The sequence below is a fragment of the Marisediminitalea sp. genome, from assembly GCF_984433645.1.
In genome coordinates, this window is sequence record NZ_CFIDRX010000027.1 from 20,149 (window position 1) to 31,609 (window position 11,461).

Sequence of the window (11,461 nt, forward strand, 5' to 3'; positions counted from 1 at the left end):
ATGGTCGCTTTTCAGGCATTTTATACACCGGTTCGCGAAACTCAATGATAACAAAAACGCTGCAAAGCCGGCAGGGCATGAGCCATAACGTGAATTGGCGTCAAACCTGTATCTTCCTGTGGCTTTGGGCGTAAACGCTCAAGAAATTAGGGGTCTGAGACCATGCGCACAGATTACTGTGGGAATATTACTGCATCTTACATTGGCCAAACCGTCACACTGTGTGGCTGGGTAAATAAGCGTCGCGATTTAGGCGGCCTGATTTTTATCGATTTACGAGACCGCGAAGGGATCGTACAGGTCATGTTCGACCCGGATCTTCCTGAAGTTCAAGCGATTGCTAATACCCTGCGCAGTGAATTCTGCGTGAAGGTTACCGGTACGGTGCGTGCCCGTCCTGAAGGACAGGTGAACGCGCAAATGGCTACCGGCGAAATTGAAATCATTGGCACCGGACTGGAGATCTTCAATAAATCTGCAGTATTACCGCTGGACTGGAATCAGGAAAACTCCGAAGAGCAGCGCCTGCGTTATCGTTACCTGGACCTGCGTCGCCCGCTAATGAGCCAGCGCCTGCAGTTTCGCGCAAAAGTCACGGCGGCGGTACGTCGTTATCTGGAGGGCGATGGCTTTTTAGATATTGAAACGCCCATCCTGACGAAAGCAACACCTGAAGGTGCTCGTGATTACCTGGTGCCAAGCCGGACGCACAAGGGTGAGTTTTTTGCATTACCACAATCACCTCAGTTGTTTAAACAGCTACTGATGATGTCTGGTATGGACCGCTACTATCAAATCGTAAAATGTTTCCGAGACGAAGATTTACGTGCGGATCGCCAGCCAGAATTTACCCAAATCGATTTGGAAACGACGTTTCTCGATGCCGACGGCGTAATGAGCATTACGGAAGGCTTAATTCGTGACCTGTTCCAGCAAATGCTGGACGTTGATTTAGGTGACTTCCCGCGTATGACCTACGCCGAAGCCATGCAACGTTTCGGCAGTGATAAACCCGATCTGCGCAACCCGCTGGAATTAACCGACGTTGCAGATTTACTCGCCGCTGTCGATTTTAAAGTGTTCAGCGGCCCGGCGAATGACCCGAAAGGACGCGTAGCGACTATCCGTGTTCCGGGTGGTGCAAGCTTGTCTCGCAAGCAAATTGACGAATACACGAAGTTTGTTGGCATTTACGGCGCCAAAGGTTTGGCCTGGATTAAAGTCAACGACGTGGCTGCTGGCCTCGACGGTTTGCAGTCGCCAATTCTGAAGTTCCTGAACGAAGAAATTGTTAACGGCATCCTGGCTCGCACCGGCGCTCAGGATGGCGATATCCTGCTATTTGGTGCCGACAGCTACACCGTGGTTACGGAAGCGATGGGCGCACTGCGTCTTAAGCTGGGTGAAGATTTCGAACTACTGGAAGGCGAGTGGCGACCTCTTTGGGTTGTGGATTTCCCCATGTTTGAAGAAGTTGATGGCCAATTGCATGCACTGCACCATCCGTTTACCTCTCCACGTGGTATGACGCCGGAAGAACTGGCTGCGGATCCGGTGAACGCAATTTCTGACGCCTATGACATGGTATTAAATGGTGTTGAACTGGGTGGCGGTTCTGTGCGTATTCACGACCAGTCCATGCAGTCAGCGGTGTTCAGTATTTTGGGTATAGATAAAGAAGAAGCGGAATTGAAGTTTGGCTTCCTGTTAGAAGCATTGCGTTTTGGTGCGCCACCACACGCCGGTTTGGCGTTTGGTCTGGACCGTTTGGTTATGCTGATGACGGGCGCCAGTTCAATTCGCGATGTCATGGCGTTCCCCAAAACGACCACGGCAGCTTGCCCGCTTACTGATGCCCCAAGCCCGGCTAATCCTCAGCAGTTAGCTGATCTGGCCATTGCCACTGTTAAAAAAGACAGCGCGGAATAATGACGTACAAGCGTCCTGAATCAGTCCTGGTTGTGCTCTATAACGAGCACAGTCAGGTACTGGTGATGCAGCGCAACGACGACCCGGACTTCTGGCAATCGGTGACCGGTACCATTGAAGCCGGAGAGTCGCCCATTGCGGCGGCATACCGCGAAGTAGGCGAGGAGACGGGGGTAAATCTGTCGCCTCAGTCAGGCGACATTGTAGATTGCCAGCATGTGAATCAGTACGAGATCCGCAAAGAATGGCAGCATCGTTATCCCCCCGATAATTTTGTGAATACGGAATATGTTTTCGTTACGCAAATTCCTTCTGATTCCCGCATTATTTTAACCGAACATTCTGCCTATGAATGGCTCGATAAGCCCGAGGCGTTGGCACGTGTCTGGTCGCCTTCAAATCGCAACGCCATTCTGGCATTTGTGCCCGAGCCAAAATAATGGTAATACTGGGTATAGATCCAGGTTCCCGGGTAACCGGTTACGGATTAATCAGGCGACAGCAGGGCAAATTAAGCTATGTTGCGAGTGGTTGTATTCGTTTAACTGACAAACCCCTGGCGCCTCGATTAGATAAGATTTTTGTGGGTGTGAGTGAATTAATTGCTCAGTTTAGTCCGGACTGTCTGGCCATAGAGCAAGTATTTTTAGCCCGTAACCCGGATTCAGCGTTAAAGCTGGGTCATGCCAGGGGCGCTGCTATGATTGCCGCTACACAAGCCGGTATGGGAGTGCATGAGTACTCCGCGCGGCAAATTAAACAAGCGGTGGTGGGCACCGGGGGCGCAGACAAAACGCAGGTACAGCATATGGTTAAGCATTTACTTAACCTGTCAGGCACCCCTCAGGCCGATGCTGCAGATGCGTTGGCAGTTGCTTTATGTCACGCTCACAGTGAACAGAATTTAGTCAAGCTGGCTGGTCAGGCACGTAAGACGGTGCGCGGTCGCTTGCGATAACGGAGTGATGTAGTCACCATGATTGGTAGAATTCACGGTGTTTTATTAGAGAAAGCACCACCAGAGGTTCTAATTGATGTAGCGGGCGTCGGCTACGAATTACAACTGCCGATGACCAGCTTTTACCAACTGCCGAATGTGGGTGAGGCGTGTACCTTGTATACCCATTTTGTGGTGCGGGAAGATGCCCAGCTGTTGTTTGGTTTTGCAGATAAACTGGAACGTGGATTGTTTCGCGAACTTATTAAAGCCAATGGCGTGGGGCCCAAGTTGGGGTTAGCCATTTTGTCTGGCATGTCAGCATCGCAATTTTTACAAGTTGTTCAAAATGAAGATGTGTCTGCGCTAACGTCACTACCGGGCATAGGCAAGAAAACCGCGGAAAGATTGGTGGTTGAATTGCGCGACAGACTGGCTAAATTTACCCAGTCTCTGCCTACACCTGACACCTTCACGTTAGGGCAGGACCCGGATGCAGCTAATACCAACACGTTTGTGCCGGTTAATGATGTTAAAGAAGAAGCGGTGAGTGCGCTGGTGGCCTTGGGTTACAAGCCGCCGCAGGCTAGTAAGATGGTGAACAGTGTGTTTGACGACGGCATGAGCAGCGAAGCGCTTATTCGTCAGGCACTTAAAGCGTCGTTGTAAAAACGGGACCCAGTATGATTGAAGCCGATCGGTTAATTTCCTCTAGCGAAAATGATGAAGATGCCGTCATAGATCGCGCAATTCGCCCAAAACTGCTCGAGGATTACACTGGCCAACAGCATGTCTGTGATCAGATGGAAATCTTCATTGAGGCAGCGCGGCAGCGTGAAGACGCGTTGGACCATTTATTGATATTTGGCCCGCCAGGTTTGGGTAAAACCACCTTAGCGAATATCGTAGCCAACGAAATGGGGGTGAATATTAAAACCACCTCGGGCCCGGTATTGGAAAAAGCCGGCGACCTCGCTGCGCTGTTAACCAACCTCGAACGCAATGATGTGTTGTTTATTGATGAAATCCATCGATTGAGTCCGGTGGTGGAAGAAATTCTCTATCCGGCCATGGAAGATTACCAACTGGATATCATGATTGGGGAAGGGCCGGCAGCGCGCTCAATTAAACTGGATCTACCCCCCTTTACTTTGGTTGGCGCTACGACTCGGGCAGGCTCACTGACATCGCCGTTACGCGATCGGTTCGGTATCGTGCAACGATTGGAATTCTATTCGGTAAAGGACTTAACGGATATTGTGGCGCGCAGCGCACATTATTTGCAGCTGGACATGGACCAGAGTGGCGCGTTTGAAGTCGCCAAACGTTCACGAGGCACACCACGAATTGCGAACAGGCTTTTGCGCCGCGTGCGTGACTACGCGCAAATCAAAGCAAACGGCCAGGTAAATGGTGACATAGCGGCTGCTGCACTGGACATGCTTGATGTCGATAAAGAGGGATTCGACTACATGGACCGCAAGTTGCTGTCAGCTATCATCGAGAAATTCAGTGGCGGACCAGTCGGTCTTGAAAACCTGGCTGCAGCCATTGGTGAAGAAAAAGAAACCATTGAAGACGTTATTGAGCCCTTCTTAATCCAACAGGGTTTCCTGCAACGCACTCCTCGCGGTCGAATCGCGACATCAAGAGCGTTCCTGCATTTGGGCTTTCAGCCAGAGTAACCTGTCAGAATCCGCTGTTGGTAACCTAACCAACAGCGCACCGCCTTTGTACTGCTAATACTCTCCAATAAGTAAATTTAATTTTATATTTATGTAGTCAATTTGTTAGTGTGAGCAGGCATCTGATAACGGAGACAAACATGACAACTTATCAATCCATGGTGTTGGTAAACCGACCAAGAAACGGAGAAATAGGGGACTATTTGTTCGAAACAAAAGAACAGGAAATACCCAGTCCTGCTGAGGGCCAGCTATTAATCAAACAAACGCATATGTCACTGGACCCTGCGATGTTGGGCTGGATGAGTGAAGATCGCGGTAGTTATATTCCCCCAGTTGAAATCGGTGAAGTAATGCGCTCCAGTGGTGTAGGTGAAGTGGTTGAATCGAATCACCCTGACTTTGCTGTTGGAGATAAGGTGCTGGGCATGACCGGTTGGCAGGAATACCTGGTCTCCGATGGTCAGGGGTTCAACAAATTGCAGCCCGGCGTAAGTGCTGAAATGGCATTGTGCGTATTTGGGTTACCCGGACTTACGGCAACGACGGGGTTGTATCAGTTTGGTAAGCCCAAGGCGGGTGAAACTCTCATTGTTACCGGCGCCGCGGGCTCGGTAGGCACCATTGTGGGTCAACTGGCCAAAGCTGACGGCTTGCGAGTCATTGGCGTGGTTGGTAGTGATGAAAAAGCGGAGTGGATCGTGAATGAACTGGGTTTTGATGGCGCCATAAACTATAAATCTGAAGACCTGGCTGGCCAGTTAACAGCACTGACGCCGAATCGCATTGACGTGTTTTTTGAAAATACCGGCGGCCCAATTCAACAGCTTATTGTCGATCGCATGAATGCCCATGGCCGTATTGTTGTGTGTGGCATGATTGCAGATTATCAGTCAGCCACACCTTCGCCAGGTCCAAACTGGATCCCGCTGATTAAGAAGCGTATTACTATTCAAGGGTTTGCGATGCCTGATCATTGGGGGGAAATTCCACAAATTCTGGCGAAGCTTACGCCCTACGTGCAGCAGGGTAAAATTAAATACCGGGCTCACACTGTTAAAGGACTCAATAACGCAGTAAAAGGGTTAAACATGCTGTTTAGTGGAGAAAATCGCGGCAAGATGGTCGTAGAACTCTAACATCTTTAATTCTGGTTTGCGTTCGTTAGTTCAAACTCTCGGACGCTCAATCTCAGGTCAGGGAAATGACTGAAAAAAGGGTAAAAAAAACCCGCTTCATTGAAGCGGGCTGAGAACAACAAGTGTTGAAGGAAAAAATCCAGGGAACTCATGTCTAACAGGAAATTCAATAAGAACTCGTCTTGTGTCGACTTGATGATGCGTATTATAGAGAGTTGTTGCGTTTCGACAATTGAGAATAATTTCAGTTTCAAATTAGAAAAACTAATCTGTTAATGTTGTGTTAATTAAAGTCTTTTGCTCTGCACCTCATAAAAATAGAGGTCTTGCGATAAAACGTCTTTTTTATGCGATATGACATAGAATTAATTAATGTATCTTAAAATGCGCATTGCATAGCCCCAATTGTGCGGCTGTCAAAACCTCAGAACTGCTGTACCGTTCCAATGTACAGTCTTTTAGTGCCTGTTTATCTCGTAAACTTTGTTTAATAAATGAAATTCAGTGGTTGACCACACTGGACTCATCACGCTTCTATCTTCTACTATTGCGCCCAATAAAAACAAAGGGAGCTGACGTTGTGCACACACTACAGGTACGCGTTTATTACGAAGACACCGATGCGGGCGGTATTGTTTATTATGCGAACTATTTAAAGTTTGCAGAACGCGCTCGCACTGAGTGGTTGCGGGCATTGGGGTTTGAGCAGGATGTTTTATTGGAACAAAACACCGCTTTTGTCGTCAAAAAGGTCGAAATGCAGAACTTTGCGCCAGCTCGCTTTAATCAGCTGTTGAGTATTCAGTCCCACATTGTAGAATTGAAAGGCGCTAGTATGACATTTCAACAAGAGATAAAAAATGCACAGGACCAGCTGTTGGTCACCGTGCAAGTACAGGTTGCCTGTGTCGATTTGGCTTCAATGCGGCCACGTCGGCTACCTAAGGCTATTTTAGGGGAACTTTCGCGTGTCATCTGATTTAACATTTATTGGCTTGTTCTTACAGGCAAGTTTCGTTGTTCAACTGGTAATGCTGCTGCTTCTCAGCGTATCCGTTGCCTCCTGGGCGTTTATTTTTCAACGCCAAAAAGCGCTGTCCGGCGCGCGCAAATCCATGCAGGAATTTGAAGATGAGTTTTGGTCAGGTGCCGACCTCAACCGTCTGTATCAGCAGTTATCTGCCGAAGAGGACGTGCGGGGTATGGGGAATATTTTCTGTGCCGGTTTCAAAGAGTTCGTCCGACTTCGCAAAAGTAATACCAATGCCAACGTGATTGTGGATGGTACATATCGCGCGATGCGCGTGGCCCTGTCCCGTGAAGTAGACAATCTTGAAAGCCGGTTATCGTTTTTAGCAACCGCCGGCTCAATTAGTCCCTATATCGGTTTGTTTGGCACCGTATGGGGGATCATGAATTCATTTATCGCACTGGGTGAAGTACAGCAGGCTACCTTGTCGATGGTGGCGCCCGGTATTGCTGAAGCCCTGATTGCGACGGCGATTGGTTTGTTTGCCGCAATACCAGCAGTTGTTGCATATAACCGATTCAGTCATCAGGTTGAAAAACTGGAAAACAGCTACAGCAACTTTATGGAAGAGTTTTCTGCCATTTTGCAGCGTCAGGCATTAGCTGCACAATCGAACGGCTAATTCAGCCGTTAGCAGGGAGAATTCACTATGTACGTTAGAAAGCGTCGTCGCCCGGTCTCTGAAATCAATGTGGTTCCCTACATTGATGTTATGTTGGTGCTGCTTATTATCTTTATGGTTACAGCCCCATTAATTTCGCAGGGCGTGAAGGTCGATTTGCCTAAAGCCAGCGCTCAGCCTATTGAGCAACAAGATATCCCGCCTATTATTGCGTCAGTTGATGTGAAGGGAGACTATTATTTGAATCTGGGTGACAACCAGGAGCAAGCCGTTGATGGCGATGATATGGCCGCGTTAGTTCAGGCCCAGTTGGAAAAGGCCCCGGATACACCTGTGGTAGTCAAGGGTGATGGTGCGGTGGCCTACAGCGAAGTCATTCAGTTAATGGTGTTATTGCAAAAAGCGGGTGTCCCCTCAGTAGGTCTGATGACAGACCCGGTTGAAAAATAACGGGCTACTTAAGTGACTGAAGCTGACAAAAACGCGTTATTGAAATCCTTTGGCTTACATGTTGTGATAGCCATGCTGTTGCTAATTAGCGTCAGTTTGTCTTCATCACCCATTATGCCTGTGGTTTCCAATACCGCGGCACCTGTTGTTATTAAAGCCACATTTATTGATGCGCAAGCGATTGCTGATGCCCAGCGCGCCCAGGCTCAGGCTGAAGCACAGGCAAGGGCTGAAGAGCAGAGAAAGCAGAAAGCCGCTGAAGATAAACGTCGTCGCGAAGCGGCGGCACGCAAGGCCCGGCAGGAAAAAGCGGCAAAAGAAGCCGCCGAAGCAAAGCGTCAGTCTGAGTTACGTCGTTTAGCTGAAGAAAAGGCACGGGAGCGTAAAGAAAGGGAAGAAGCCGAGAAGGCAGAAAAGGCGCGCAAGGAAAAAGAAGCAGCCGAGCGCGCAGAAATGGAAAGAATTATGCAAGAGCAGCTTGCCAAAGAGCAGGAAGCCATGCAGCAACAACGCCGACAACATGTATTGTCGGAAAAGGAGCGGTATCAGGCGTTAATCCACCAGACGATTAAGCGTTATCTGAATGCTGACTTCAAAGGAAAGAGCTGTAGATTGAATATTAGATTGGCGACAACCGGTCTGGTTACCAAAGTATCTGTTCTTGATGGTGATCCTGCTCTGTGTCGTGCTGCGCAAAGTGCGGTATTACGACCAGACAGACTGCCAGTGTCTGATGACCCGGCAGTCTATGAAGAATTGAAAAACATTAATTTGAAGGTGGAGTTGTAGAGCCTATGAAAAAATTGGGTCTGTGGATAGCGTTGACATACCTAAGTTGCATCGGGACATTGCATGCCGCATTGGAAATTGTGATCACTGAAGGGGTAGATAGCGCCAGACCCATTGCCGTGGTGCCATTTAAGTGGCAGGGCGAGGGCATGTTACCAGACAACCTGACCGACGTTGTTATGGCAGATTTGCGTCGAAGCGGTAAGTTTAACCCGGTTGTTCCGGCATCCATGCCACAGTATCCGTCTACGGACGCCGAAGTCGACTACGCAGCGTGGGCGTCTATGGGACTGGATACCATTGTTGTAGGTAAAATTGAAAGTGAAGGCGTTGACCGCTACTTGGTGTCGTTTGAAATTATTGATGTGCTGCGAGGCCAGATCACTGGCGGTGAGTCCAAGGTGCTGGGCAGTGACGGCACACTGGTAAACAGCAAAGACCATATTGTTGACCAACGTCAGGTAGTCATTGGCGGCGGCGACTTCAGACAATACGCGCACCGAATCAGCGACGTTGTGTATGAAAAGCTAACTGGCGTTCGCGGCGCGTTTTTGACCCGCATTGCTTACGTTATTGTGCGTGACCGTGAAAAAGAGAAGCTGCCTTATCAGTTAGTGATTTCAGATTATGACGGCTTCAATGAAACGCGTTTGCTTTCATCGCCAGAGCCGCTGATGTCGCCATCCTGGTCACCGGACGGCAATAAGCTGGCTTATGTGAGTTTTGAGAATAAACGCCCACAGATTTTTATTCAGGATATTTACACCATGCAGCGCGAGAAAATTACTGATTTTCCAGGCATAAATGGCAGCCCGGTGTTTTCTCCTGACGGAAAACAGATGGCGATGGTATTGTCGAAAGACGGCAATCCCGAAGTGTATGTGATGGATTTAGCCAGTAGAAATCTGCGCCGTGTCACCCGAAATAGAGCAATCGATACGGAACCAAGTTGGTCTCCAGACGGTAAGAGTCTGATTTTTAGCTCCGAACGGGGTGGTAAACCACAGATTTATCGCGTAAATTTAGATACTGGCATGGTAAGACGTTTAACCTTCGAGGGTGAACAGAACCTTGGAGCCACCTTTACACCAGACGGTGACGAGATTGTTTTGGTTAACCGTACCCGTGGTGATTATCACATCGCACGGCAAGAAGTGAAAAGTGGAGCAATTCAGGTACTCACGAGAACATTTTTAGATGAATCTCCTAGTATCGCTCCGAACGGAAGCATGATAATTTATAGTACATTATTCGGGGATACCCAGGTATTGTCTTTAGTGTCACTGGATGGGCGCTTTAAAGCGAGGTTACCGGCAGCTGACGGGCAGGTTAAATCGCCAAGTTGGTCACCGTTTTTGTTTTAACATTTTTGAGTACATAGAAATAAATAAGTATAAGGATTAAGAGGATGCAAATGAATAAAGTAATGAAGAGCTTCATCATCGCCCTGCCAGTGGTGACTATGATGGCATGTTCATCAGGTCCTAGCGAAGAGGAACTGGCGGCGGAACGCAACCGTATCGCCCAGCAACAAGCTGCTGAAGAGCAGGCGCAACAAGAAGCCCAGGAAGCTAAAGTTAAAGCGGAAGCTGCTCAGCGCGTTAAAATGCAGGAAGAGCAAACTAAGCGTGACTTAGCTGCGCTGCAAAATGAACAAACAGTATACTTTGACTTTGACCGTTCAAACATCAAGTCTGAGTTTTATCCCGTACTACAAAAACACGCTGAATTCCTGATGAAAAACCCAGGTAAGAAAGTAGTAATCGAAGGTCACTGCGACCAACGTGGTACGCCTGAGTACAACATTGCACTGGGTGAGCGTCGTGCTCAATCAGTACAAACTTACCTGTTAAATGCTGGTGTTAGCTCTAGCCAGGTAACTGTTGTGTCTTACGGTGAAGAAAAACCTGCGGTAATGGGTTCATCTGAGTATGCATTTGCTCAGAACCGCCGTGGCGTAATCGTTTATCAGTAAGATGACGAACCGTAAAGGTAACGTGTTGAAAGCCGTTGTTGTTGCAACAACGGCTTTGCTGTGTCTGCCGGTCGCTCACGGCCAGTCAGATGGCGCGCCAGTATATTCTGTTGGCGACAGTGACATTGAGTCGCGTCTGACCGTACTTGAAAGACAGGTAAAGAACAGAGCCGAAATGCAACATCGTCTCCAGCAGCAAATCGACAATATGCAGTTGGAATTAGATGAGTTGCGCGGTGCGGTAGAGGTCCATACCAACCAGTTACAAAAAGTACTGGATCGTCAACGGGAACTGTATCTGGAAATCGACAAGCGTGTCGAAGCCCTGAAAGAAACAGCTGTTGTACCTGCCGGGGCGGGTGGTTCTGTTACTGTACCGGCTACTAACACGCCAACACAGGCCTCCACAACCACTGCAACGACCACGCCGGCTATGTCGGGCTTGTCAGAATCTGAAGCTTATGAGAAAGCGGTTAACTTAATTCTCAAATCCAGAGAATATGATAAGGCCATTCCTGAGTTCCAGGCATTCATTGCTCGTTTTCCTGACAGTAGTTATGCACCCAATGCACACTATTGGTTAGGTCAGTTGTTGTTTAATAAACAACAATGGCAAGACGCGGCTGCACAGTTTGATGTTGTAGCAAATAAATTTAGCGACTCAGCAAAGCGTCCTGACGCATTACTCAAACTTGGTGTGATTGCGGAAAAAACAGGTGACGTTGCAAAAGCTAAGCAATTGTTCCAACAAGTGATTAATGATTATCCAAATTCGTCAGCCAGAAAATTAGCTGAAGCGCGTTTGTGATCACTTTTTCACATTAATTTGTAAAAAAGGAGCCAGGTGGCTAATGCCGATCAGTTAAGAGATTGACATTAGCTGTAAGAGGATCAAAATCCGATGA

General features: G+C 48.4%; 13 protein-coding genes. All 13 read left to right on the plus strand.

From position 1 onward, the window contains the following. The first annotated feature begins 162 nt into the window (after positions 1 to 162). On the plus strand, positions 163 to 1,929 hold the full coding sequence (gene aspS / locus AC4MRN_RS05725) for an aspartate--tRNA ligase (RefSeq protein ID WP_491202737.1): 1,767 nt from the start codon (positions 163 to 165) through the stop codon (positions 1,927 to 1,929). Continuing rightward, positions 1,929 to 2,369 carry a dihydroneopterin triphosphate diphosphatase gene (gene nudB / locus AC4MRN_RS05730; RefSeq protein ID WP_073325011.1) on the plus strand — a complete coding sequence of 147 codons (441 nt, stop codon included), beginning with the start codon at positions 1,929 to 1,931 and terminating at the stop codon, positions 2,367 to 2,369. The genes aspS and nudB overlap by 1 nt, the downstream gene beginning before the upstream one ends. Next, positions 2,366 to 2,887, plus strand: a complete 522-nt coding sequence (ruvC, locus tag AC4MRN_RS05735; protein WP_073325010.1) for a crossover junction endodeoxyribonuclease RuvC — start codon at positions 2,366 to 2,368, stop codon at positions 2,885 to 2,887. The genes nudB and ruvC overlap by 4 nt, the downstream gene beginning before the upstream one ends. A gap of 18 nt (positions 2,888 to 2,905) precedes the next feature. Beyond that, the gene (gene ruvA / locus AC4MRN_RS05740; protein WP_155015304.1) at positions 2,906 to 3,535 is read left to right on the plus strand and encodes a Holliday junction branch migration protein RuvA; all 630 of its coding nucleotides are present in this window, start codon (positions 2,906 to 2,908) and stop codon (positions 3,533 to 3,535) included. Between the two features lie 14 nt (positions 3,536 to 3,549). Continuing rightward, positions 3,550 to 4,551, plus strand: a complete 1,002-nt coding sequence (ruvB, locus tag AC4MRN_RS05745) for a Holliday junction branch migration DNA helicase RuvB (RefSeq protein ID WP_073325008.1) — start codon at positions 3,550 to 3,552, stop codon at positions 4,549 to 4,551. A gap of 140 nt (positions 4,552 to 4,691) precedes the next feature. Beyond that, positions 4,692 to 5,690 (plus strand): NADP-dependent oxidoreductase, encoded by a 999-nt coding sequence (locus AC4MRN_RS05750; RefSeq protein ID WP_491202738.1) that lies wholly within the window; start codon positions 4,692 to 4,694, stop codon positions 5,688 to 5,690. Positions 5,691 to 6,270: 580 nt separating this feature from the next. Continuing rightward, positions 6,271 to 6,669: a tol-pal system-associated acyl-CoA thioesterase gene (gene ybgC, locus AC4MRN_RS05755; protein WP_155015302.1), complete on the plus strand. Its 399-nt coding sequence runs from the start codon at positions 6,271 to 6,273 to the stop codon at positions 6,667 to 6,669. Next, positions 6,659 to 7,342 carry a protein TolQ gene (tolQ, locus tag AC4MRN_RS05760; RefSeq protein WP_491202739.1) on the plus strand — a complete coding sequence of 228 codons (684 nt, stop codon included), beginning with the start codon at positions 6,659 to 6,661 and terminating at the stop codon, positions 7,340 to 7,342. Before ybgC ends, tolQ begins: the two co-directional genes overlap by 11 nt. Positions 7,343 to 7,369: 27 nt before the next feature. Further along, positions 7,370 to 7,792 carry a protein TolR gene (gene tolR / locus AC4MRN_RS05765; protein WP_155015301.1) on the plus strand — a complete coding sequence of 141 codons (423 nt, stop codon included), beginning with the start codon at positions 7,370 to 7,372 and terminating at the stop codon, positions 7,790 to 7,792. 12 nt (positions 7,793 to 7,804) lie between these two features. Continuing rightward, entirely contained in the window at positions 7,805 to 8,581 is a 777-nt protein-coding gene (gene tolA / locus AC4MRN_RS05770) for a cell envelope integrity protein TolA (RefSeq protein WP_255053833.1), read from the plus strand. 5 nt (positions 8,582 to 8,586) lie between these two features. Then, a complete protein-coding gene (gene tolB, locus AC4MRN_RS05775) occupies positions 8,587 to 9,945 on the plus strand; it encodes a Tol-Pal system beta propeller repeat protein TolB (RefSeq protein ID WP_073325003.1) in 1,359 nt (452 codons plus the stop codon). A gap of 44 nt (positions 9,946 to 9,989) precedes the next feature. After that, positions 9,990 to 10,556 carry a peptidoglycan-associated lipoprotein Pal gene (pal, locus tag AC4MRN_RS05780; RefSeq protein ID WP_073325002.1) on the plus strand — a complete coding sequence of 189 codons (567 nt, stop codon included), beginning with the start codon at positions 9,990 to 9,992 and terminating at the stop codon, positions 10,554 to 10,556. Between the two features lies 1 nt (position 10,557). Continuing rightward, complete coding sequence (gene ybgF / locus AC4MRN_RS05785; protein ID WP_370240049.1) at positions 10,558 to 11,364, plus strand: tol-pal system protein YbgF; 807 nt, start codon at positions 10,558 to 10,560, stop codon at positions 11,362 to 11,364. The last annotated feature ends 97 nt before the right edge of the window (positions 11,365 to 11,461 follow it).